Source organism: Deinococcus aquatilis DSM 23025 (assembly GCF_000378445.1).
GTDB lineage: Bacteria > Deinococcota > Deinococci > Deinococcales > Deinococcaceae > Deinococcus > Deinococcus aquatilis.
The window spans coordinates 1-21,161 of record NZ_KB899762.1 but is presented as its reverse complement, the minus strand read 5'-3'; the positions used below and the strand labels follow the sequence as shown (position 1 = coordinate 21,161).

Annotated in this window: 24 protein-coding genes; 11 read left to right on the top strand and 13 right to left on the bottom strand. The window is 64.1% G+C overall.

Features of this window, described 5'->3' with window-relative positions:
• The 6 genes from F561_RS0122670 to F561_RS0122645 form a co-directional block, all read right to left on the bottom strand.
• On the bottom strand, window positions 1-236 hold a 236-nt coding region (locus F561_RS0122670; RefSeq protein ID WP_026299156.1), incomplete at its 3' end, for a helix-turn-helix domain-containing protein.
• 36 nt (window positions 237-272) lie between these two features.
• Window positions 273-1,652 carry a tRNA (N6-isopentenyl adenosine(37)-C2)-methylthiotransferase MiaB gene (gene miaB / locus F561_RS0122665; RefSeq protein WP_026299155.1) on the bottom strand — a complete coding sequence of 460 codons (1,380 nt, stop codon included), beginning with the start codon at window positions 1,650-1,652 and terminating at the stop codon, window positions 273-275.
• A gap of 501 nt (window positions 1,653-2,153) precedes the next feature.
• Window positions 2,154-2,582 carry a hypothetical protein gene (locus tag F561_RS0122660; protein ID WP_019012254.1) on the bottom strand — a complete coding sequence of 143 codons (429 nt, stop codon included), beginning with the start codon at window positions 2,580-2,582 and terminating at the stop codon, window positions 2,154-2,156.
• Complete coding sequence (locus F561_RS0122655) at window positions 2,579-3,424, bottom strand: hypothetical protein (protein ID WP_019012253.1); 846 nt, start codon at window positions 3,422-3,424, stop codon at window positions 2,579-2,581. The genes F561_RS0122660 and F561_RS0122655 overlap by 4 nt, the downstream gene beginning before the upstream one ends.
• Before the next feature lie 60 nt (window positions 3,425-3,484).
• Window positions 3,485-4,693: an amidase gene (locus tag F561_RS0122650; RefSeq protein ID WP_019012252.1), complete on the bottom strand. Its 1,209-nt coding sequence runs from the start codon at window positions 4,691-4,693 to the stop codon at window positions 3,485-3,487.
• Window positions 4,694-4,719: 26 nt separating this feature from the next.
• On the bottom strand, window positions 4,720-5,205 hold the full coding sequence (locus F561_RS0122645) for an LEA type 2 family protein (protein WP_019012251.1): 486 nt from the start codon (window positions 5,203-5,205) through the stop codon (window positions 4,720-4,722).
• 100 nt (window positions 5,206-5,305) lie between these two features.
• On the opposite strand from F561_RS0122645, the gene F561_RS0122640 reads away from it, so the two are divergent.
• Together F561_RS0122640 and F561_RS0122635 are read left to right on the top strand one after the other, a co-directional pair.
• Window positions 5,306-6,370: a hypothetical protein gene (locus F561_RS0122640; RefSeq protein ID WP_245556614.1), complete on the top strand. Its 1,065-nt coding sequence runs from the start codon at window positions 5,306-5,308 to the stop codon at window positions 6,368-6,370.
• Between the two features lie 98 nt (window positions 6,371-6,468).
• Window positions 6,469-7,134 carry an outer membrane lipoprotein carrier protein LolA gene (locus F561_RS0122635; protein ID WP_019012249.1) on the top strand — a complete coding sequence of 222 codons (666 nt, stop codon included), beginning with the start codon at window positions 6,469-6,471 and terminating at the stop codon, window positions 7,132-7,134.
• A gap of 138 nt (window positions 7,135-7,272) precedes the next feature.
• Here the strand turns inward: F561_RS0122635 and F561_RS0122630 are convergent, their stop codons facing one another.
• Window positions 7,273-7,905 (bottom strand): C40 family peptidase, encoded by a 633-nt coding sequence (locus F561_RS0122630; RefSeq protein WP_019012248.1) that lies wholly within the window; start codon window positions 7,903-7,905, stop codon window positions 7,273-7,275.
• 369 nt (window positions 7,906-8,274) lie between these two features.
• Between F561_RS0122630 and F561_RS0122625 the strand changes: the two genes are divergently transcribed.
• Complete coding sequence (locus F561_RS0122625; RefSeq protein WP_019012247.1) at window positions 8,275-8,709, top strand: hypothetical protein; 435 nt, start codon at window positions 8,275-8,277, stop codon at window positions 8,707-8,709.
• Between the two features lie 177 nt (window positions 8,710-8,886).
• Complete coding sequence (locus F561_RS0122620; RefSeq protein WP_019012246.1) at window positions 8,887-9,582, top strand: uracil-DNA glycosylase; 696 nt, start codon at window positions 8,887-8,889, stop codon at window positions 9,580-9,582.
• A 16-nt stretch (window positions 9,583-9,598) separates the two neighbouring features.
• On the opposite strand, the gene F561_RS0122615 is transcribed toward F561_RS0122620, so the two are convergent.
• Window positions 9,599-10,477, bottom strand: a complete 879-nt coding sequence (locus tag F561_RS0122615) for a DciA family protein (RefSeq protein WP_019012245.1) — start codon at window positions 10,475-10,477, stop codon at window positions 9,599-9,601.
• Window positions 10,474-11,568 (bottom strand): DNA replication/repair protein RecF, encoded by a 1,095-nt coding sequence (gene recF / locus F561_RS26535; protein ID WP_051097046.1) that lies wholly within the window; start codon window positions 11,566-11,568, stop codon window positions 10,474-10,476. The genes F561_RS0122615 and recF overlap by 4 nt, the downstream gene beginning before the upstream one ends.
• 82 nt (window positions 11,569-11,650) lie before the next feature.
• Between recF and F561_RS0122605 the strand changes: the two genes are divergently transcribed.
• Complete coding sequence (locus F561_RS0122605) at window positions 11,651-12,436, top strand: N-formylglutamate amidohydrolase (RefSeq protein WP_019012243.1); 786 nt, start codon at window positions 11,651-11,653, stop codon at window positions 12,434-12,436.
• A 341-nt stretch (window positions 12,437-12,777) separates the two neighbouring features.
• Here F561_RS0122605 and F561_RS0122600 read toward each other — a convergent pair whose 3' ends face one another.
• On the bottom strand, window positions 12,778-13,797 hold the full coding sequence (locus F561_RS0122600) for a polyprenyl synthetase family protein (protein ID WP_019012242.1): 1,020 nt from the start codon (window positions 13,795-13,797) through the stop codon (window positions 12,778-12,780).
• 121 nt (window positions 13,798-13,918) lie between these two features.
• Here F561_RS0122600 and F561_RS0122595 point away from each other — a divergent pair, with 121 nt between their 5' ends.
• From F561_RS0122595 to F561_RS0122575, 5 genes are all read left to right on the top strand, one after another.
• A complete protein-coding gene (locus F561_RS0122595) occupies window positions 13,919-14,653 on the top strand; it encodes a TVP38/TMEM64 family protein (protein ID WP_019012241.1) in 735 nt (244 codons plus the stop codon).
• Window positions 14,654-14,750: 97 nt separating this feature from the next.
• Window positions 14,751-15,863 (top strand): phosphoribosylformylglycinamidine cyclo-ligase, encoded by a 1,113-nt coding sequence (purM, locus tag F561_RS0122590; protein ID WP_019012240.1) that lies wholly within the window; start codon window positions 14,751-14,753, stop codon window positions 15,861-15,863.
• Window positions 15,860-16,588: a histidine phosphatase family protein gene (locus tag F561_RS0122585; protein ID WP_019012239.1), complete on the top strand. Its 729-nt coding sequence runs from the start codon at window positions 15,860-15,862 to the stop codon at window positions 16,586-16,588. Before purM ends, F561_RS0122585 begins: the two co-directional genes overlap by 4 nt.
• Window positions 16,589-16,655: 67 nt before the next feature.
• The gene (gene meaB, locus F561_RS0122580) at window positions 16,656-17,624 is read left to right on the top strand and encodes a methylmalonyl Co-A mutase-associated GTPase MeaB (RefSeq protein ID WP_019012238.1); all 969 of its coding nucleotides are present in this window, start codon (window positions 16,656-16,658) and stop codon (window positions 17,622-17,624) included.
• Between the two features lie 26 nt (window positions 17,625-17,650).
• Window positions 17,651-18,172, top strand: a complete 522-nt coding sequence (locus F561_RS0122575; protein WP_019012237.1) for an isoprenylcysteine carboxyl methyltransferase family protein — start codon at window positions 17,651-17,653, stop codon at window positions 18,170-18,172.
• Window positions 18,173-18,211: 39 nt separating this feature from the next.
• Here the strand turns inward: F561_RS0122575 and F561_RS0122570 are convergent, their stop codons facing one another.
• Window positions 18,212-18,742 (bottom strand): hypothetical protein, encoded by a 531-nt coding sequence (locus F561_RS0122570; protein ID WP_019012236.1) that lies wholly within the window; start codon window positions 18,740-18,742, stop codon window positions 18,212-18,214.
• Window positions 18,743-19,013: 271 nt separating this feature from the next.
• Here F561_RS0122570 and F561_RS0122565 point away from each other — a divergent pair, with 271 nt between their 5' ends.
• Entirely contained in the window at window positions 19,014-20,156 is a 1,143-nt protein-coding gene (locus F561_RS0122565; RefSeq protein ID WP_425386979.1) for an MFS transporter, read from the top strand.
• Window positions 20,157-20,183: 27 nt separating this feature from the next.
• On the opposite strand, the gene F561_RS0122560 is transcribed toward F561_RS0122565, so the two are convergent.
• Window positions 20,184-20,720: a VIT1/CCC1 transporter family protein gene (locus F561_RS0122560; RefSeq protein WP_019012234.1), complete on the bottom strand. Its 537-nt coding sequence runs from the start codon at window positions 20,718-20,720 to the stop codon at window positions 20,184-20,186.
• A gap of 64 nt (window positions 20,721-20,784) precedes the next feature.
• On the bottom strand, window positions 20,785-21,161 hold a 377-nt coding region (locus tag F561_RS0122555; protein WP_019012233.1), incomplete at its 5' end, for a transposase.

The window sequence follows — 21,161 nt, the reverse complement described above, 5'->3', positions numbered from 1 at the left end:
TTCCAACGGCGTCTGTCCACCACCGCCGCTGGCCCATCTTTGTTGTAAGCCCGAATCAACGTGCTGATCGTGCTGCGCGAAAAACTCGTGACCGCTTTGATCTCTGGAATGGATAACCCTTTGCTTTTCAGCCACAAGATCTGCCAGCGGGAGCGCTCCACCGCTCGCTCGGACTGGCGGTAGGCCAACTCCAACTCATCGGACGTCTGATGCGGGAACAGCGAGGCAGGTCGCATAGTCGCGACTCAGTTTAATCCCGTATCACACCCCATTTACGCCATCTGCAAAGGGCTGACCAGCGCCGCTGCTTCTGGTGCAAAGCGCGGCAGTTCGGGCAGATCATTGCCGTTGGCGTCGATCAGGGTGCCGTACATCATGTGTGGGGTTGCCTGATTGATCCGTACCCGGTGAACGCCCGCGCCCGTGATGCCGAGCACTTTGGGAACCACGGTCGGGTGGTTGCCCCGCGTGTGGCCTTCCAGAAAACCCTCGCTGAAGGCGTCGCCGCGCAGCAGGACTTCCTGAATACTGCCCACATGGGCGGCGTTTTTGCGGGCGCTCCATTCCTTTTGCTTGGCGATCAGGCGGGTCAGGCGCTCTACCTTCACCTCTCGCGGCAGGTCTTCAAAGTGCTTGTAACTGGGCGTACCGGGGCGGGCCGAATACGCGAACATATAGGCGCTGTCGTAGCCTACCTGGTCGTACAGGCTCAGCGTTTCTTCAAAGTCGGCCTCGGTTTCGCCGGGGAAGCCCACGATGATATCGGTTGCCAGCACGGCGTTCGGGATGTGTTTACGGATGTTGGCGATGTGGTGCAGGTACTCCTCGCGGGTGTACTCGCGGGCCATGCGCCGAAGCACGCGGTTGCTGCCACTCTGCACCGGCAGATGCACGAACTCGCACACGGCAGGCGTTTCGGCCATCGCTGCGGCCACATCTTCCGTAAAGTTCATGGGGTGGCTGGTCGTAAATTTGATGCGCCGGATGCCGCTCTGCCCCACCATTCTCAGCAGGTTGGCAAAGGTGGGATATCCGGCCAGTTTCGCCCCGCCGTCCACCCCATAGGCGTTCACGTTCTGGCCCAGCAGGGTTACTTCCTGCACGCCTGCGGCCAGTTGCATGTCCAGCTCGCGCAGAATCTGGTCGGGGTGACGGCTGACCTGCGGGCCGCGTGTGGTGGGCACGATGCAGTAGGTGCAGTGGTGATCGCAGCCGCGCATGATGGTCAGGTGCGCCTGCAATTTGCCTGCGGGCGGCGGCGGAATATGGTCGTGCAACTCGTCCTTGAATTGCAGACCCCAGAAGCGTTCGTTGCTCTCCAGCGCCTTGCCGATATCCAGCAGGCTGCCGGGGCCAAGCAGCACATCCACTTCAAACTTGCGGGCAATCTGCTGCCCTTCTTCCAGTTGGGCGAGGCAACCCATCATGCCGATCACCAGAGGCCGCTCGGCTTTCAGTTTGCGGAGGGTGCCCAGCACGCTGCGAACCTTGTCTACAGGTTTGCCGCGCACCGCGCAGGTATTGATCAGCACGAAATCAGCCTCGTCCACGCTGTCTACGATCTGAGCGCCGAAGCTGACCAGTTGGGACTGCACCAGATGGGTGTCGTACTCGTTCATCTGGCAGCCGTAAGTAATAAGGTGGGCCTTCATTCGATCACGTCCTTGGGGCTGGCCGGAGGGATTCCGGGGCCGGAGATTGCCCGCTTTTGCTGGGCAGGAAGGGCCAGTTTAGCGTAAGAGGGCGGAGATTTTGGCGGGGCTTTTACGTTGGATTCCCCCACCCCCCAGCCCCCTACCCCCAGAGGGGGCATGGGGAGCGTCGCTCCGCTGAGGAGGAGTGATCTTGCCGCGTTCTAGCTCGGCTGGATCGTCCTTTTGAAGCGGAATCGCCAGTTCATTCAGAAATGGAATTGGCCCGCCCACTGCGTGGACGATGGCCTCACACGGATGTGGACAGTGGGATTTTGGGCAGCCACAAGGAAACCAAGCCCTTGACACCGCCCAAAACCTCAGTTATTCACTCCACGATCCACGATCCACGATCCACGATCCACGATCCACGATCCACGATCCACGATCCACGATCCACGATCCACGATCCACGATCCACGATCCACGATCCACGATCCACGATCCACAGGTTTACGATCCCTACCGCACCCGCCGCAACGTCACCGGGTAACTCAGCGCATTCACGCGCAGGCGGCCCGAGAGCAGATCACCCTTGACCGTGCCGCTCAGAAAGGCGTCTGATTTGGCGCTCAGGCCGTCCAGCCCGAAGCCCAGAATGCTGAAGCGGGCGCTGGGGCCAGCGTTGGCCTCCAGCTTCACCGTCAGTTCTTGGCTGCCGTCGGGTGCGGGCAGCAATGTCCCTGTGGCCGAAAAGCGGTCGCCGCTGGAGCGGTTTTCCATCACGCCTTTCGCGTCGTAGGTCAGCGGGCTGACGGTTAGGGTCAGGCGGTACTGTTGCGGGCGCAGCAGCACGGTGGCCTCTCCCTCGAACACCTGCACGGCCTGCGGCTGGGTGGCGGGCGCACAGGCGGCCAGCAGCAGCGGCAACAGCAGCAGCGGGCGCCTCAAGGCGTTTCCGTCTCTGGAACCGGGTACACGGGACTGTTCACGGCCCGCAGGCGGCGTTCGGGTTGGGCATACAGGGCGTCGATCAGGGCCGTGCGGTGGGCGGCAAACCACGCCTTCAGGCGGGGAACTCCCGGCAAAGCCGCGATGACCCGCTCGGCTTCCGCGCCCCGTCCGGCCAGGATCATGTTGCCGTAATAGCCGCTCAGACGGGGCGTGAGGCTTTCCAGTTCGGGAAATTCGATCATGCGACTCCGCAGTTCCTTCAGCTCGCGGGCGGCTTCCTGCTCCGGCACATAGGCGTAGGCGCGGGTACGGTCGGCCAGTCGGATGCCGTCCCAGCCGATCACGCTGCTGAGGCTGGGGCTGTCGGCATACGAGTAGTCGAAGTAGGCCAGCGAGTCCACACCTACCAGCAGTTCGGAGGTCCCGTCCTTGTTGAAATCCACTGGTCGGAAGCCGTAGTTGCCGGCATCCAGAATGCCGATGTTCTGTACGCCGCCGATATCCTGCGTGAAAATGTAGGCCGTAGAGCAGCAGTGTGCCCCGCCCGAGAAGGTAGTCACCACCAGCTCGGGCAGACCGCCGGGACGCAGGGGCACCAGCTCGGCTTCGACTGAAGAGTCTGAAACCGTGAAGATGGTGCGGCTGCCGTTGCTGAGGGTCAGGCGGGCGGCGGGCATGCTGTTGTCGGTCATGGGCGAGCGCGTGATCTTGAGGGTCAGTGCGCCCCATTTGGTCGGTGTGGGCGGTGTATTTGTCTGGGCCAGAGCAGGAGCCAATGCAGAAGCCAGAGCGGAAGTGAGGGCCGCAGCGAGGGCGAAACGGGTAGCGCGGAAAGTCATGCCTCAGCCTATGCCGAAACCGTGAGTGGGTGCAGTAGAGATGGGGAAGGCATTGCTGACTCAGAGTGCCTGAACCGGAGTTTCTGCCGATAGCCCCAGCCCCAGCAGGCGGTCGTCCTCCCCGTGCCGCATCATCAGTTGCAGGCCCACAAACGGGGTTGCGGTGGGCAGGGCCAGCGCCGGAACACCCAGCAGACTGAACGGCGCAGTCAGGCGCAGCACGGCGCGGCGCAGGGGGAGCGGGCCGCCTTCCAGAGCGGCGTCTTCCTGGCCGATGCGTGGAGGCGGGGTGGGTACAGCGGGGGCCAGCAGGACATCGAAGCTGTTCCAGAGATCATCCAACAGTGCCCGGTATTCGGCCCGGCGGGCGTGGGCGGCCTGTACTTCTGCCTCCGTGAGTGCCGCCCCCTGCCGCAGCAGTCCCAGTGTGAAGGGGGTAAAACCGGGATCGGTTTGCCGCAGGGCTTCTTTATGTACGGCTGCCGCCTCACTCAGCACGATGGGGGTGTAGGCATCCAGCATTTCGGGCAGCAGGGCGGGGGAGACGCTGGCCCCCAGACCTCCCAGCCGCGCCGCGAACGCCTGCACCGCTTCCCGCACCGGGCGGTCTGTCCAGCCTTCCGGCAACCACAGCCCCACGCGCAGGCCTGCCCAGGATTGAGCCTCGATCTGATGTCCGGTCAGGGCCTCGTGAACGCGGGCCAACGTTGCGGTGTGCCGCGCCAGTGGCCCCGCATGGTCGCAGGTGGGGCTGAGGGGCAGCACTCCTGCCAGTGAATAATCGGAGTGATCCTTGCTGGGCTTGAAACCCACCACGCCGCACCACGCCGCCGGAACGCGGATGCTGCCGCCCGTGTCGGTACCCAGGGCAAGGTCGGCCTGTTCCAGCGCCACACTGACCGCCGCGCCGCTGCTGCTTCCGCCTGGACTGTGCCCCGGCAGCGTGGGATGTTCGGTGCCGCCGTACCCGTTCATCCCTGTAATTCCCAGTGCGATTTCGTGCAGATGTGTTTTTCCCACCGCCGAGGCTCCAAGTTCCAGAAGCCGCTGTACCAGCACGCTCTGGCCCGGATCAGGCACGGGGGCGAGGGTACTGGCGCTCAGCGGCCAGCCCGGTACGCCGTACAGGTCTTTGATACTGAAGCTCAGGCCAGACAGAGGGCCGCCCAGTTGTCCCTCCAGGGGTTCAGCCGGCAGATAGGCCCATGCCCGCTGCGGGTCGGAGAAGGGAGGGAAACCGGGCGCGGCAGCATCAGCATTCACCCCCACAGCCTACAACCTCCTTTCTGCGCCCTTTAAAACGGCAGGATTGCGGGCTGCTTCCAGACCCCCTGACTCAGCGTGAACGGCCCGAAGGTCGGCTGCCCCAGCACACCCAGGTCGGCGGTGAAGGTTCCGTCCAGACGGTAGCTGACCTGCTGTCCACGCGCAACGTTCAGGAAAGCTGCGCCTGCGCTGAGGCTCAGGGGAAGGCTCAGGTTGGCGTCCTGCACGGTTTCGCCGCGAGCAGGCAGGTTCACGTTGGGCAGATTGACCGTGCCCACGTCCTGCCCGTCCAGGATCAGGCGGCTGGCAATGTTGGCAAGGCGCACCGGAACGGGGTTGGGATTGCCGACCTTCACCCGCAGGGTCACGTTGGCGGTGGGGTTGCCCAGCAGGGTCAGGCTGTTCAGGCGCACGCTCTGAACCTCGAAGGTTGGGACCTGCACGGCCTGTTGGATGGGCGCACAGCCCACAAGGGCAGCGGAAACGGCGGCAAGGGGCAGAAGTAGGGGGCGCATGGTTCAGGCTAACCTGCTGACTGGGCGTGTGCCTGACCCATTTCTGAAGGTTGGACGGGGAGTGTCACTGTGCCTTTGCCTGCCTGCTACCCTGACCCCTATGAAGCAGACTCGGGCAGGAAAGATCAAGACTCTGGCGCTGGGTGCGGCCCTGCTGGGCAGTTCGGCGGGCGCGGTGAATCTGGATTTCGGCGTTAGCTATCAGGTGGATACGGGCCGCACCGCAGGCAATTTCTGGCAATACGCGGCGGCGCGTGTCGGCGTGTCTGAGGTGAGTGCGCTGGGCGGCACGTTGTCGGCGGGCGTGTCCAACCGGGCTGTAGATCTGGGCTACGCGCTGGGCCTGTCGCTGCCGCCGCTGGGGGCCGTCAGCTCCCGTACCGATCTGGCACTCACCTGGCGAGGTGGCCTGCGCCTGTCTTCCCGCGCCACGGGCACGGCTGGCCCGGTGGCGCTGAATGCCGGGGCCAGTTTCTTTACCACGTCGGCCACTGCCGTAGACCCGCTGGCGGCCTGGACGTTCGCGCCGACTGATCTGCGTGACCGGGGCCTTGCCGCCGATCTCACCGCCCGCTACCGCGTCAACCGCACCCTCGTGGCTGTGTTGGGCGCAGAACTGGGGGCACAGAATCAGGGATTCGTGGGCCTGGAATCGCGCCGCGACCTCACCCGTGTACTGGCCCCCAGTGAGGGCGACGATCCCACGCTGGAACCGGCCACCGAGCGCACCGGAACCCTGACCTTCCGTGCAGGCGCACGCACCGGGCAGGGCGTTCTGGGCGTGACGGGCGGCCTGACCTACGCCACCGAAGCGGGCCTGAGCCTCGGACTGGACGCGCTTGCTGGGCGCGGTCAGATGGGTTCGGGCAATACGGGTTTCACCTACGGCCTCACGGCCAGCGTGACTGTGCCCGAACTGCTGGGCGAGGGCAGCAGCCTGCGCCTGTACTCGGCCTACGAACCCTGGCGCACGGCCAGCGCTCCCCTGCGTGTGGGCGCAGAGGCCAGCCTGCCCCTCGGCCCCGGCCAGCTCAGTCTTGATCTGCGTGGCGGGCGTTCTGCGGGTGGTACGGCAGGCTTCGGCGCACGCGTGGGCTACCGTCTACCACTGGGCGGCTCCGGTGCCTCTGACAGCGGCAGTACTCCTGACACCACCACCCCATAATCCGCTCTGGCGTCCGTCCAAAGATGCACACCCGGCAGCTAAACCAGCCATCAGCCCGTGCGCTTCCTTCTCATGAGAGGGCGCACGATACTGCCTCCATGAAGAACCTGTTGATCCTTTCCGCTCTGACGCTGGCAGCTCTGTCTTCCGGCGCGGGCGCCCAAACTGCCCAGGATATCCTCAACCGCGTAGACAGCGCCCAGAAATCTGCCAAAGACGTTTCCTTTCGCCTCAGCGGTACGGCCAGCCTCGAAAGTTCTGCCCAGAAAATTGACCTGACTGTCAAGAGCATTCCGGCCCAGAGCGTGGCCCGCCTGCAATTCCTTGCGCCCGACGCTCTGGCCGACAATGTTGTGGTGGCCGACAAGAACGAGGTGCGTCAGTACCTCTTTCTGACCAACCAGATCACCGTTACTCCAGTCAAGAAGGCTGCAAGCTCGGCAGGCTTCGGCGGGCTGGATTTCACGCAGCTCAGCAATGCGGCGACCCTGCTCAGCCAGTACAGCGTCAAACTGCTGGGCACCACAGGCGCAGCAGGAAGCCGTCTGTTCCAGTTGGAAGCCACCCCCAAAGGCACAGGCAGCACCGACAAGGCCCGCGTCTGGATCACCGAGGCAGGTTGGAGGCCCACCCGCCTGCAACTGGTCAGCAGCGGCAACAAGGTTCTGGCCGACCTGACTGTGTCCAGCTACAAGGTCAATGCGGGTCTGACGGCAGCCGGTCTCCGCGCCCTGCCCAAAGACGCCGAAATCATTCGTCAGTAAGTATCTCAACCTCATCAAGTTCCAACAGTAGAGAAGGGGCCATGCGCCGCCTTCTCTTTTCTGTGCTCCGGACGTAGCCAAGCAAAAGCCCCCGCACGTCGGCAGGGGCTGGGTCAATGAAAGTCCTTCTGTAGAAAGTTAATTCAGAACGCGGCGAGCACCGCTGTAGCGGCTGGCCCAGTACACGTTGCTGAACAGTGGCTCTACGATGGTGCGTCCGTGATAGCTGTTGGCGTTCGCCATCATGCCTTCGCCCATATAGATTCCGACGTGGCTGGCAACGCGGCCCATCGTATTGAAGAACACGAGGTCGCCTGCACGCAGGTCGCGGCGGCTGACCGCGCTGCCCATGCGCCACTGGGCGGCGGCGGTGCGGGGCAGGTTGATTCCCAGCGAGCGGAACACGTTCATGGTGAAGCCGCTGCAGTCGATCCCGCCGCCGCCCGTGCCGCCCAGCACGTAGCGGATGCCCAGCCAACGGTTGGCCGCGCTGCGAACGAAGACGCCGCCGCGAGAGGGTGCGGCGGCGGCGGCTTGGGGAGCTGCGGGACGGTTGACCACCGGGGCCGCGCTGCCGCCGATATTGAGGCGCTGACCGACCTGGATGGTGGTGCTGGGCAGCTTGTTCAATTTCATCAGCGTGGGGGCATCCACGCGGGTGGCCTTGGCGATGGAGTACAGAGTATCGCCGGATTTGACGGTGTAGGTAGCGGCCAGGGAGCTGGAAGTGCTCAACGCGGCGGCAATCAGAAGAACAGAGAAGGCTTTCATCGACTCCCTGAGTTTAGCCCATCTTTATTTATTTGGCCTTAATCCACCGGGGAAAACCGATGTTTTATGCGCCTATACGCTGTCTATGCGTGCTCAAAAATCTGGATTGTGCCTGCTTGTGCGCCTTTATCTCAATGTTCTCAGAAACAGCCTCATTTCTGATTTCAAGTTAAAGATGTGATGCCAGGCGGCTTTTGCTCCAATGCCGAAAACCTCTTTTCTCAGGCTTCTCATGATGAAATCCGGGGGCCACAGTTCAGATGACCCGGTTACGTTGGCCCCGGCCCGCGCCTATACTCTCGCCAATCGCCGCGTTTCCGCGTGCCCGCTTTTCCCCATTCCTGACCCGCTACCTATGCTGGAGGCCCGATGAAAGAACCGATGAGTACCGAACAGATGTTGCAAGGCCTGAAACACTACCGCCGCATTGCCCGTCAGGACATGCTGCGTGCTCCCGAAACGCCCCACCCGGAAGCTTTTCTGGCCCATGCAGAAAGCCGCCGCGCCCTGTACGTAGACCTCGGCACCCATGCCGAAAAACACGCACCGAGCGACGTGATCGCCCACGCGCTGGAGCTGTACCAGGCGATTCCCTTTTCGACGGGCACGCCAGAACACGAATATCCAGACCTAAAGGGCCGCGAAAACGCCCTGGAAAACTTCTTTTTGCTGGTGGGCCTCGATCCCAAGACCCGGCGTGAGGCCCGCAGCCGCCGCCCCAAGATGGACAGCCTCAAAGTGGACGAGGCTCCCGTGGTGCCTGCGCCTGCCAGCGATTCTGCCAGTGAACTGACCTCCAGCTAAGTAAATCGTAGTGAGAATGAAGCTTTAACCAGCCGTTTGGGATAAAGCGGCTGGGTTGACGACGACGTACTTTCTTCGGTACTTGCTTCGCTCTATTGATCTTTCAGCTAAATGCAACCCACCTAAACCGTCACCTGTCTTCCGCTGCTGCACGGTACGCCGCGTTATGTTTGGGGCATGACGGCTCTTCATCCGTTTCACCCTGACCTTGCGCTGGCTGACGCTGCGGCCCTGCAAGCCCTGGAACTGCGTGCCAAAGGCTGCACGGCCTGCAAACTGCGCCCCGGCTGCACGCAGGTGGTGGTGGCCGACGGGAATCCGCAGGCCCGCCTGGTTATCGTCGGGGAAGGGCCGGGCGGCGACGAAGACCGGCTGGGTCGTCCGTTCGTGGGCCGCGCCGGGCAGTTGATGGATAAGATTCTGGCCGCTGTGAACCTCACGCGGCAGGATACCTACATCACCAATATCGTTAAATGCCGCCCGCCTGGAAACCGCGCTCCCGAACCCGATGAGACCCAGATCTGCACCGAGCTCTGGCTGGAGCCTCAATTGGCGCTGTTGCGTCCACAGATCATCCTGAGTCTGGGCAACACGCCCACCCAGTATCTGTTGGGTACACGGCAGGGGATTACCCGCATGCGCGGCAGCTGGCACCCTTTCCGGCACGGCAGCTGGACGCACGAAGCCTTACTGATGCCGATGTTTCACCCCGCATACCTGCTGAGAAACGACAGCCGTGCGGCGGGCGGCCCCAAGAGCCTCACCTGGCGAGATATTCGGGAGGTGGCTGCCGTGCTACGCGGAGAAAAAGAACCCGAAGGGCTGGTGAAGCCGGAACCTGCGGATATGGTGGGGCAACCGGGATTGTTCTGAAGATGAGGGGTGGCCCTTACCGCCCGGAATTCAGGACGTTCCTCGTGCGTTCGGGCAGGGCGGTGCGTTCTGAGGGCAGGAGCTGTACACGCGGCTTGCGGAAGGTGAGCGACAGATAGATCTCGGCCTGCTGAAGCAGAAATTCTCGGTAGCCCTGACCCACCGAATCCGGTTTTGGGCCACTCCTCACGCATTCCAGCGCCAGCAGATCCAGTTGGCCTTTCAACTCTTCCAGCGCCAGTGTGCGGGCCGCGTTCATGCCGCTGTCTCCCAGTGGCCCTGACAGCGTGGGCAGGCGCTCTGGCAGGCGCATCAGCAGTTTGGCGGCGCGTTTGACGTTGGGGTCTTCCAGCGAGAGGGTGCAGGCGCGGCAGGGCTGTTCCTTGCTGGCCTCATTGCACACCGGGCAGGGCCGCCAGCCCTGTTGTTCGCGCCATTTTCTGGCCCGCGTGATGGCTTCGGCGGCCCGGAGCGCGGCAGGCAGCAACTCTGCGTCTACGCCCTTGACCAGCGCCTGAGCGCGTTCCAGGTCGGGCGCTGGCAGCGGTGCGGGCGTGGGAACCGCCGCCTTGGTGGTGCTGCGGATGGTGCCCACGCTGAAGCGGATTTCCTGAATCGGAGAATCGCCCAGCAGGGCATTCAGCGCCTTCAGAAAGTGGTGGCGCTGCATGCTGAGGTGGTGGGCGGTGGCACTGTCACGCACCTCTACAAACAGGGTAGACCCCTGTTGAGAACGGGGCCGCGTGAGCTTGGCGATCTCCGGTCCCACCGCCTGCGGCCACGCCAGAATGGCCCGCGCCCGCTGCACGCCTTTGGCAATCCGGGCCGTCCCCAGCGTCGCGCCCATCAGTTCGGCAATGCCCAGTGTGCCGCCCCAGCGCCGGGTTTTGCTCATGCTCCGGCCTCTACCGTCTGAAAGTCCTGTAGCTCGGTGGCCTGCTCCTCGGGCATGAATCGGCCCGCGTGTGCCCGCAGCGTCAGCACGGCTCCCGGCGCTCGCTCGGTTCCGGTCACGATGGCCTGCGGCACGCTGGCAGCCAAGTCCAGCAGAAAGGCGCGGCGGGTGGGGTCAAGTTCGGCACTGAAATCGTCGATCAGCAGCACAGGTTTTTCTCCAAATTTTTCCGACAGGAGTTCGAGTTCGGCGCGGCGCAGGGCCAGAGCCACCGTGCGCCCCTCGCCCCGGCTGGCATATTCGGACGCGGCAAAGTCGCCCAGGGTCAGCGTGAGGTCGTCGCGGTGCGGCCCGGTCACGGTGGCCCCGCGTGCCAATTCCTCACTCCGGCGGGCCGTGAGGTCGCGGGCGTAGTCTTCGGGAGTGGTGGATTCGGTCAGGGTCAGGCGCAGCGGTTTGCGGCTGCCCAGCGCGGCGTTGGCCTCGCCCGCCAGTTCGTCCAGCCGGGTCAGGGCGCGGCGGCGAAACAACATGATGTCTCCGCCCAGTTTCAACAGGGATTCGTCCCAGACATGCATGGCCCACTCTTCGCCGCCTTTGAGGGCTGCGTTCCGCTGAGACACCGTGCGCTCATAGCGGGCCAACTGCTCGGCGTAGCGGGCGCTCAGGCGAGACAGCAGGGCGTCCAGATAGGCCCGCCGTCCGGCAGGAGGGCCGAAGACCAGTTCGCTGTCTTCGGGCCTGATCCACACTGCACTTCCACGCGGCAGGTCTCCGGTCTTGACGCGCACGCCGTCCACTTTCAGCTGTCGCCGCCCACGCCCCAGCCCCACTTCCTGCACGCTCAGGCTGCCGCCCTGCTGAAGATCGGCCCGGACGTAGGCTTCCTTTTCGCCTGCCTGTACCAACTGTTCGAGCCGGTTCACGTCGGTCAGGCCGGTCAGGGCCAGATAGGCCGCTTCCAGCAGATTGGTCTTGCCCGCGCCGTTTTCCCCGTACACCCCGGTCACGCCCGCCGGAAAATACAGCGTATCGGGCGCGAGGTTGCGGTAGTTCAGGGTAGACAGGGACTCCAGATGCACGCCCTCTATTCTACGTTCGGTGGCGGCAGACAAATGGGGTGTGGGTTGTAGGGCGTGGGGGGTGGGCGAGACTTGGGCTTATGCTTTCTCAATGTCCGGCCCCCTTCCCGAGTTGCTGATCGTCACGCCCCATCCTTCCGGCCAGTTGCCCGCCGACGTACTGCACGACATGTTGGGCGCAGACGCCTTCGATAGCGCCAAACGTGCCGCCTTCCTGCGCCGCATTTTTTTGGAAGGCGATCCCTTTACCGAGCTGATCTACCTCGTGCCGGGGGCGCAGCATGTGCAGGCCCCGTGGAGCCGCTTTGCCGTGGATCTGAACCGTGACCGCCACGACACCGAAGACAACGGCGTGCTCAAGGTCATGGATTTTGACCGCTCGCCGCTCTATCCACAGGAATTCACGCTTACGCCCTACGCCCGTGAAAGCCGCCTGCGCCGCCTCTGGGACTCCTTCGACGCGCAGGTACAGGCCGAACTCGCGGGCACACGGCTGATGATCGTGGGCCACAGCATGGCCCCGTATGGCCCTGCCCTCAGCCCTACTCCCGGCGTACCGCGCCCCGGAATTACGCTGATGCTGGGTAGCGCCGCCACGCCCACCTTTCCCCGTGTCCAGTGGGACGCCCTGCAAGCCGTATGCGCCGAAGCTTTTGCGCCGCTGCTCACCGGAGAATTTACCCGCGTTGCCATCGGCGATCCGTGGGATACCGACACCCTCAGCCTCAACCATCATCGGCGCAGCGGCATTCCCGCTTTTGGCATCGAGGTCAACGCGGGCCTGTACCTGCGGGACGGCGAGGGGCAGGATGAGGCGATCCGGGCGCTGAATGCGGGCTTCAGGCAGTTTGCGGCGGGGGCTTTGGCTCTGGTTTGAGCTTGGGTTGAATGCTGGGTTTTGGGGGGCTGCCACGGTTTGCCCCCACCCCCCCAGCCCCCGCCCCCAAAGGGGTCAGGTGAGTGTCGCTGCGCTCGGCAGGAGTGATCTTGTCGCGTTTGGACTCGGCTGAATCGTTCTTTTGAAGCTGAATTGCCAGTCGTCTTGACGCTGGAAGTGGCCCGCCCACTCCGTGGACGACGGCCTCACACCGACTTGGGCGGGGACGATGTGGGGGTTGTGGTGGTGTTTGCTCCTCCCCTTGAGGGGGGGCGTTGCGTCAGCAACGGGGGGGTTGTGCTTGCCATACTTCCCACTGACCCACTCACCACCGCCCGCCCCTAAGCTTCCCGACTCGCCAACTCCTGTACCGCCCCCACCAGTCTGGCGGCGGCTGATGGGTCGGGGGCGTCTTGTAGGGTTTCTGTGAGCAACCTGATGCCTTCTCGGGCCTGTGCATTGGCGTAAGCCTGCGCGTAGCTCACGCTTCCGCTATCCAGCAACCAGCGGTGAATATCGGCAATGGCGGCGGCGTCTTTGGCGGGGCGGTCCAGATGCATCTGTTCCAGAAAGATGTCTTTTTGCTGTGCCGAGGCGGTCTGAAGCCAGTGCAGCACGATCAGGGTGCGCTTGCCTTCCAGCAGGTCGCCGCCGATTTCTTTGCCGTATTTGGCGGGATCGCCCAGCAGATTCAGCACATCGTCTCTGATCTGGAAGGCTGCGCCGAGGGCCAGTCCTGCCGCCGTAAAGCGTTCGTCGGGGACCAAGCCTGCGGCCAGTGCGCCCAGTCTCAGGGGCACGATGACCGTGTAATGGGCAGTCTTCAGGCTCACCATTTGCAGGTAGTCGGCTTCCGTCAGCGTCCATTCGCGGCGCTCCACCCACGCCAGATCGAGGTGCTGGCCCTCTGCGGTGCGGTGGATCATCGCCAGAAATTCTTCCATCGCTCCCGGCACGCCTGCCCGGTGAACAGCGGCCCACATATAGGCGTGGAGTGCGTCTCCGGCATTGATCGCCAGCGCCACTCCGTGCAGGCGGTGCAGTGCGGGCTGGCCCCGACGTTCCTCGGAATCGTCTTCTATGTCGTCGTGGATCAGCACCCAGTTCTGAAAGAGTTCCAGCGCCGTTGCCAGCCATAGGGCACTTTCCCAGGCCTGCGTGCCTTCCTGTACGCCGTGCGCGGCGGCACTTGCCAGCAGCAGTTCGCTGCGAATGCCCTTGCCACCGCGTATGGGGTAGTCACGCAGCATGGCAAAGAGGCGGCCCAGTTCTTCCTGAACAGAGTCTGGCTGAAGGGAGGTGGGGTGAGCGGCAGGTCTGGGCAGCAGCGAGAGGGCGCGTTCTAGCAGTTCGGGGCGCATGGAGCGTCAGTGTAAGGCGGCGGGCGTGGGGAAGGGAAATGGGCAAGGGGAACGCCGCTTTTGCCCCGCCTCCACCTTTCGTCCCGCGCATTCCTCACGCTGCTTCTTTAGACTGCCCCAGATGTCATCTGCCACTTCTGCCCGTGCGCCTGCCTACCTGCGGTTTTTGCTGTTGGGCGGCGTACTGGCCTTGCTGGGCAGTCTTTTTCTTATTCCAGAAGTCCGGGCATTTTTTGCGGCGGGTTATGCAGCCCTGCGCTCCTCCGATCCGGCGGTCACGCACGCCTGGGTAGACGGGCTGGGGTGGGCTGGCCCGCTGGCCCTGATCGCGGCGTTTGTGGTCCAGGCGGTGCTGCCCGTATTGCCCGCACTGGTCATGACTGCCGTAACTGCCCGCGCCTACGGCCCTGTCGAGGGCTTTTTTATTGTCTATGCAGGTACGTTGCTGGGCGCGGTGGCGGGCTACTGGCTGGGGCGCGGCGTGGGCGAGCGCCTGATTCGCACGCTGGCAGGCCACCGCGCGAGCACCCGTGCCCAAGACTTTGCTCAGAAATATGGTGTTCAGGGCGTGCTGATGGTGCGCCTGATGCCCATCCTGAGTGCAGACGTGATGAATCTGGTGGCTGGCGCAGTCAGGATGCCGTTTCGCCCCTTCCTGCTTGCCACAGCGATGGGCGCGTTTCCAGTCACGCTGTTGGTGATCTGGCTGTCTGGGTCCACGTCGCGAATGCTGTGGGGCCTGGGCGTCCTGTCTGTGGTGGTGGCGGTGGTGGCGGGTTGGCGCACCTGGATAGGCAGGCGGCGGGCAGCGCGGGCCACTGCGGTTGCTCAGGCGGATCAGCCCCCCGGTGCCTAAACTGCCCGGTCATTCTTCTGTCAGGTAGACTGCCTCACGGTTGCGGCGCACAGCCCAAGCTTGGTGGCAAGCGGGCGGCGGCGCGGGCGGGAGGATCATGACGGAAGACATGCAAGCGGGGCAGCAGGCACAGACAGGCTCCGCATATGAACGCGCAGGCGTGAGCATTGACGCCGGACACCGGGCTGTGGCCCTGATGAAAGGTGCGGTGGCACGCACGCACACGCCTGCCGTACTGGGCGGCATCGGCGGCTTTGGCGGGCTGTTCCGGGCACAGTTCCTGGGAGCAGACGGCCAGCCCATGACCGATCCGGTGTTGGTGGCTTCTACCGATGGGGTGGGCACCAAAACCAAGGTCGCGGTGCGGGCGGGCAAGTATAAAGGGCTGGGCGCAGACATCGTGAACCACTGTGCCAACGATATTCTGGTGCAGGGCGCACGGCCTCTGTTCTTCCTGGATTACGTGGCGATGGGCGTGCTGCGGCCCGAAGCGGTGGCCGACGTGGTCACGGGCGCGGCAGAGGCGTGTGAGGCGCTGGGCGTGGCCCTGCTGGGCGGCGAAACTGCCGAAATGCCAGGGGTGTACGTCGAGGGTGAACTCGATATCGTGGGAACGATTGTGGGGGTCGTAGACCGGCCCAAACTCATCGACGGCTCGCGCATTGTGCCCGGTGACGCCGTGATCGCCCTGCCCAGCAGCGGCCTGCATACCAACGGTTTCAGCCTGGCCCGCATGGCGCTGGACGGCCTGGACTGGCAGGAAGCCCGCGCCGATCTGGGGGGGCAGTCTCTGGCCGAGGTGCTGCCCATTCCGCACCGCGCTTATGGCGCTGCTTTCGATGCCCTCACCGCCGCCGACATCGATGTGCGCGGCATGGCCCACATCACGGGCGGCGGCCTGGTCGAAAATCCTCCGCGCATCTTCCCGGAAGGCGTGGGAATGCGCGTGGATACGGCCTCCTGGACGGTTCCGCCCCTGTTTGAGCTGATCCTGGAACGCGGCAACGTGTCCCGTGCAGAGGGCTTCCGTGCCCTCAACATGGGCGTCGGGTTCCTGTTCATCTTGCCCGCCGCGCAGGCTGAAGCGGCCCTTGCAGCCCTCAGCGCCGCCGGGGAAACTCCGTGGATTATCGGGGAAATGACCGAGGGCAGCGGCGTGGAGTTTGCAGATGGCAGGGTCGGAGACGGGCTGATCGGGGTGAGTTCTTGAGTTCCGACCAACCGCGCAGACGCCTCGCGCCTTTCGGCTTTACGCCTCCAGACCGCGCGACCGCCACAGAGTTCTGGGTCATTCGGCACGGCGAAAGCACCTGGAATGCCGATGGGCGCTATCAGGGTCAGACCGATGTACCCCTGAGCCATATCGGGATTTTGCAGGCCGCCAGCCTTGCCGAGCGCCTGACCGGGCTGCACTTCGATGCCGTCTATACCAGCGACCTCGTGCGGGCCTCACAGACGGGGGAAGCGGTGGCCGAGCGCTTGCTGGGCAATCCACCCGTACAGGCCGATCCCGGACTGCGTGAAATCGACGTGGGTGAGCTTTCGGGCCTCGTCATTGCCGATATTCGCGCCCGTTTCCCCGATTACCTCAGTAGCCTGATTCAGGAACCCTGGGGCACCCGCAGACCCGGCGGCGAGAGTATGGAAGACCTGTTCACTCGCTGCGGCGCAGCATTCGACCGCCTGCGGGCGCGGCATCCAGGCGGGCGGGTGCTGGTCTTCACACACGGCGGCGTGGTACGCGTGGCCGTCGGATTGGCTCTGGGCGGCGTGCCTGCCAATGCCTGGGCACGTCTGAGCGTCACCAACACCAGCATTACCCGCGTGCTGCTGGGCCACAACAGCGGCACCCTGCTGGGATTTAATGACGACGCGCACCTTGAAGATCTGATCGAGGCCACCGAAGCCGACGACGTGCTGGGGCAAGCGCAATGAGGTTTCAGAGCGTGGCCCGGAGAACTTGCAGCGGCCCCCGCTTTTCCGGCACCCAGAGCATTTAGTTATGTCTGCCCACGATCCACACCCCACATCCGACACCCCGCCATCCTCCCTTGAGGCCCGCTTCCGCTCCGGCGACCTGCGTGCCCTCTCCCGCGCCGTCACGCTGGCCGAGGCTGGCCTGCCTGCGGCGCGGCCTCTGCTGCGGGCTGCACGCGAACAGGCCGCCCAGAAACCGGGCATCGTCCTGGGCATCACGGGCAGCCCCGGCAGCGGCAAAAGCACCCTGACCGACGCCCTGATTGCCCACCTGCGCGGGATGGGGCAGCGGGTGGCGGTGGTGGCCGTCGATCCCAGCAGCCCCTATTCGGGCGGCGCGATTCTGGGCGACCGCATCCGAATGCTGCGCCATCACGCCGACGAGGGCGTGTTCGTGCGTTCACTTGCCAGTCGGGGGGCGCTGGGTGGCCTATCTGCCCGCACGATGCAGGTGCTGGCCCTGCTGGAAGGCGCGGGCTTCGACTGGGTCATTCTGGAAACGGTGGGCGTGGGGCAATCGGAAGTCGATGTGGCCTCGGCCTGCGACCATACGTTGCTGGTGCTGACCCCGGCGGGCGGTGACGGCGTGCAGGCGTTCAAGGCCGGAATCATGGAAATTGCTGACGTGATTGCCGTCAACAAGGCCGACCTGCCCGGAGCAGACCGCACGGTGCGCGAACTCTTGGCCGCACAGGGTCTCGGCGCACACGATGAGCACACCTGGTTTGCTCCGGTTCAGAAAACCGTGGCGGGTGCGGGTCAGGGCATCCCCGAACTCGTCGCGGCGGTGCAGGCCCACCGTGCCCACCTCGGCGCGGCAGGACTGCGCGAGCGCCGCACCCACCGCGCCGAATTCGAGGTACGTTCGCTGGTGCAGGAGCGGTTGCTGCGCCGCGCCCGCGACACGAGCGCCGACCTTTATGCCCGCGTCGCACGCGGCGAACTGGATGCCGACGCTGCTGCCGATGTCTTGCTGGGTGGTGCATCTCTCTGAAGAACCGCCAACTGGCCCCGGTCCTCTTGGCCTTCCTGTCCGTGCAGCGGCTGCTGGAACTGCGGCTGGCCCGTGCCAACGAGCGCTGGGCGCGGCAAGCAGGGGCGGTGGAGTATGGGCGCGGGCACTACCCGCTCTTTTTTATCCTGCACCCCACCTGGATGCTGTTCACCTTGCTGGAAGGCCGCAAGTCTGGCGGGCGCGTGTCGTGGCCGATGCTGGCGCTGTTCGTGCTGGCACAGCCGCTGAGGTACTGGGTCATTCGTACGTTGGGGCGCTACTGGAATACCCGCATTCTGATCGTGCCCGGTGGAAAACGCGTGACGGGTGGTCCATTCCGCCTTTTGCCGCATCCGAATTACGCGGTGGTGGCCCTGGAAATTGCCGCCGCGCCGCTGTCGGTGGGGGCTTGGCGCACCGCACTGGTGTACACAGTTCTGAATGCTGCCCTGCTGGTGCTGGTGCGCCTGCCTGCCGAAAATGCAGCGCTGAGGCAGTATCGGGCAGATCTGAATTCGGCAGAAGAGGGAAGGAGTACGGCGTCATAAGCCATGAACTGTGGGCCATGTAGCCCGTTAGGGCAGCCCTCAGTGCGCTATACGCTGCGGTATTCGGCGCTCGAAGACCAAACCCGTGGGGGTATCGGCCAGTTGTACTGCCGACAGTACCGTCACGTCCTGCAGTTCTATCCGAATCCGGCCTGCGGCGTTGGTGCGCTCTACTGCGGCGACCACAGAAATCACCTTCAGACCTCTGGTTGCGCACAGCAACATCGTTTCCAGCTCTGCCAGCCCGTCTGTCAGGTGTTCCGTGACGATCACGACCTCTCCGCTCAGGGGTTCGCCAGCGGTACGGTCGGCGGCATCCAGCAAAGTCCAGTGGCCTGTATCGGCCAACCGTGCAGCGTGCAAGGTCGGGACGCCGCGTGTACGGCCCAACAGGTCGGCCAACTGCTGTGCGCCGGGAAGGGCAGCGATCAGATCGAACTCGGGGAGCAGCGCCCCAAAGCGGCCCGCGACCTCCGCCCAACCCTCTGCTTTTAGTCCTGCCAGACGTATCCGGACGCCTTCCTCCGAAGGAAGAGCGTTGGCAATAACTTCCCGGAACTTCAGCGTCATGCTTCAGGTTACGCTGTAACGCCCACTTTCTACCAAATAATTCACCTGATTAAGCTCAGACTTTTACTTGATGGGGGGTGGGTGAAGTGTGGAGAGGGAAGGTGGCAAATCGATGAAAATGACCTTCCGTCTTCTCACCGATGAAATGGCTGGCCCGCACTGCTGGACAGCAGAGAGCTTCATTCTGCACGCGGCCAGCAGTGAGGGGAGTAGGGTGCAGAACATGCAGGCTCCCGCTTCCTCATCTTCGGCGCAGGCCCTTACCCAGACCATGACCCGGCAGGCCACCGCCGTCGCTCTGGCTGTGACTGCGGGGCATTTCATCAACGACGCCTACGGGGCCATGCTTACGCCCCTGACACCAGCCCTGCAAAGTAAATTCGGGGTCAGCATTGCCGCCGTCACGCTGCTGTCCAGCGTCTTTTCGCTCACCAGCAGTGTGATGCAGCCCCTTCTGGGCATTGTGGGCGAGAGGCTGGACCGCCGATATGCCGCTGCCCTCGGCCCCCTGATGACGGGCATCGGCCTGACGCTGATGGGCTTCGTGCCGTGGTTCGGGGCACTGGTGCTGTTGGTGGCGGTGGCAGGCTTCGGCAGCGGTTTTTTTCACCCGGCGGGCGCGGCCTATGTGGCCCAGAACAGCCCACCCGACAAGCGTGGGCTGTGGGCCAGCATCTTCAGCGCGGGGGGCACGGGCGGCATGGCGCTGGGGCCAGTGTTTGCAGGCGTGGGCCTCACGCATCTGCCGTGGTTCGCCCTGATCGGCGCGGTTATCGCGGCCATCACCTTTGCCGTGACTCCTTCCGGTAAACAGAGCAGCAAGCGCGTAGGAGCCGCCGAATATCTGCGGATTTTCCGGGGACCGATCGTGTGGCTGTGGGGCATGGCGGTGCTGCGCTCACTGGCAAGCATGGGGTACAACGCCATGTTGCCCTTTATGCTGCTGGCACGCGGTTTCGGGGCGCGGGAAGTGGCCCTGACTCTGGGTGTGTATGCCGTCGCCAGTGCCATCGGCGGCATCGTGGGTGGGCGCATCAGCGACCGGATCGGGCGAATTCCGGTGCTGCGGGCGGCCATTCTCACCACCATTCCCTTCTTTGCGGTCCTGATTCTCAGCAGTCCGGCCAACTGGTGGTTTTATCCGCTCACCTTTCTGGTGGGGGCCGCTGTAAACGCCAGTATTCCGGTGGGTGTGGTCACGGCGCAGGAATACGCGCCCGGTCATGTGGCCGTCGCCAGTTCCATCATGATGGGTTTTTCGTGGGGATTCGCGGGCCTGCTCATCTTCCTGGTCGGTGCTCTGGCCGATGCCACCAGCCCGACCATCGCCGCTCTGGTCAGCCTCAGCCTGCTGATTCCCAGTGCGCTGATCGCCTACAGATTGCCGGAACCGGAGCGGGCAGCGTTCAAATAACGATGTGGGGGTGGGCCTTCATGCCCCTTACCCCCCCGCGCCCAGTTTGCCCAACCAGACGCCCACACCAAAGACCACTGCGCCGCCCACGATCACCTGAAAAATGGTCTGGCGCAGTGGGCTGTGCATGTAGCTCCAGCGAATCAGGGCAATAATCAGCAGTTCTATGACGACCACCACGTAGGCCAACGTTAGGGCCGTTTGCAGGTCGGGAATCAGGAAGGGGAGAGTGTGCAGCATGCCGCCCAGGATGGTGGCCGCGCCCGTGATGACCCCGCGTGCAAAGGGCTTGCCGCGACCACTGACCAGTCCGTCGTCGCTGAGGGCCTCGGCCAGCCCCATGCTGATGCCTGCGCCCACGCTGGCGGCCAGGCCCACCCAGAAGGCGTCCAGCGGCTTGCCCGTCAGTCCGGCGGTGGCAAAGATCGGAGCCAGGGTACTGACGCTGCCGTCCATCAGACCCAGCAGGGCAGGTTGCACCTTTTGCAGAATAAACGCCTGATCGTGTCCGGCGGACTGAACTGGTGGGGCAGCAGAGGGGAGATCGGCAGGGGCATCAGGCATACGGCAGTTTATCCTTAACAGGAATTATTCTCAATAAGGTAACCGGATTGGAATGCCCGGAATTTCAGTACTGGACATCTTGGTCTCCAGCCGCGTCAGGCGCTGAAAAACCAGTCGTGAGAAGCTTCGTAAAGGTCACCTGTGCGGGACGACTCCACCGAAGTGCGTGTGCCAGGCGTTCCCAACCAGCGGTGACGAGGCTCAGGGCCTTGCGGCCATGGGTCTTGAGTTGGATGGGGCGCTGAAGCACCCCATCCACGCCGACAAGCAGGCACCACACCCAGGCGAGCGTCACCATGCCAAACAGGCGCTCGAGGCGATCCTGCTGGGTCATCGCAGTGCGTTCCAAGTCGAAGCCGCGCAATTTCATCGAAGAAAACGTGCATTCAATCGACCAGCGAAGTCGGTAGACCACACCGGCCTCCTGGGCGTGTAGATCGG

Bases quoted from the DNA above. Each gene is read 5' to 3' on its own strand.
- F561_RS0122620 (WP_019012246.1), top strand. From the start codon at position 8,887: ATGACGGCTCTTCATCCGTTTCACCCTGACCTTGCGCTGGCTGACGCT.
- F561_RS0122625 (WP_019012247.1), top strand. From the start codon at position 8,275: ATGAAAGAACCGATGAGTACCGAACAGATGTTGCAAGGCCTGAAACAC.
- F561_RS0122635 (WP_019012249.1), top strand. From the start codon at position 6,469: ATGAAGAACCTGTTGATCCTTTCCGCTCTGACGCTGGCAGCTCTGTCT.
- miaB (WP_026299155.1), bottom strand. From the start codon at position 1,652: ATGAAGGCCCACCTTATTACTTACGGCTGCCAGATGAACGAGTACGAC.
- purM (WP_019012240.1), top strand. From the start codon at position 14,751: ATGACGGAAGACATGCAAGCGGGGCAGCAGGCACAGACAGGCTCCGCA.
- F561_RS0122640 (WP_245556614.1), top strand. From the start codon at position 5,306: ATGAAGCAGACTCGGGCAGGAAAGATCAAGACTCTGGCGCTGGGTGCG.
- F561_RS0122645 (WP_019012251.1), bottom strand. From the start codon at position 5,205: ATGCGCCCCCTACTTCTGCCCCTTGCCGCCGTTTCCGCTGCCCTTGTG.
- F561_RS0122565 (WP_425386979.1), top strand. From the start codon at position 19,014: ATGACCCGGCAGGCCACCGCCGTCGCTCTGGCTGTGACTGCGGGGCAT.
- F561_RS0122655 (WP_019012253.1), bottom strand. From the start codon at position 3,424: ATGACTTTCCGCGCTACCCGTTTCGCCCTCGCTGCGGCCCTCACTTCC.
- F561_RS0122595 (WP_019012241.1), top strand. From the start codon at position 13,919: ATGTCATCTGCCACTTCTGCCCGTGCGCCTGCCTACCTGCGGTTTTTG.
- F561_RS0122560 (WP_019012234.1), bottom strand. From the start codon at position 20,720: ATGCCTGATGCCCCTGCCGATCTCCCCTCTGCTGCCCCACCAGTTCAG.
- F561_RS0122630 (WP_019012248.1), bottom strand. From the start codon at position 7,905: ATGAAAGCCTTCTCTGTTCTTCTGATTGCCGCCGCGTTGAGCACTTCC.
- F561_RS0122615 (WP_019012245.1), bottom strand. From the start codon at position 10,477: ATGAGCAAAACCCGGCGCTGGGGCGGCACACTGGGCATTGCCGAACTG.
- F561_RS0122605 (WP_019012243.1), top strand. From the start codon at position 11,651: ATGTCCGGCCCCCTTCCCGAGTTGCTGATCGTCACGCCCCATCCTTCC.
- F561_RS0122570 (WP_019012236.1), bottom strand. From the start codon at position 18,742: ATGACGCTGAAGTTCCGGGAAGTTATTGCCAACGCTCTTCCTTCGGAG.
- F561_RS0122600 (WP_019012242.1), bottom strand. From the start codon at position 13,797: ATGCGCCCCGAACTGCTAGAACGCGCCCTCTCGCTGCTGCCCAGACCT.
- meaB (WP_019012238.1), top strand. From the start codon at position 16,656: ATGTCTGCCCACGATCCACACCCCACATCCGACACCCCGCCATCCTCC.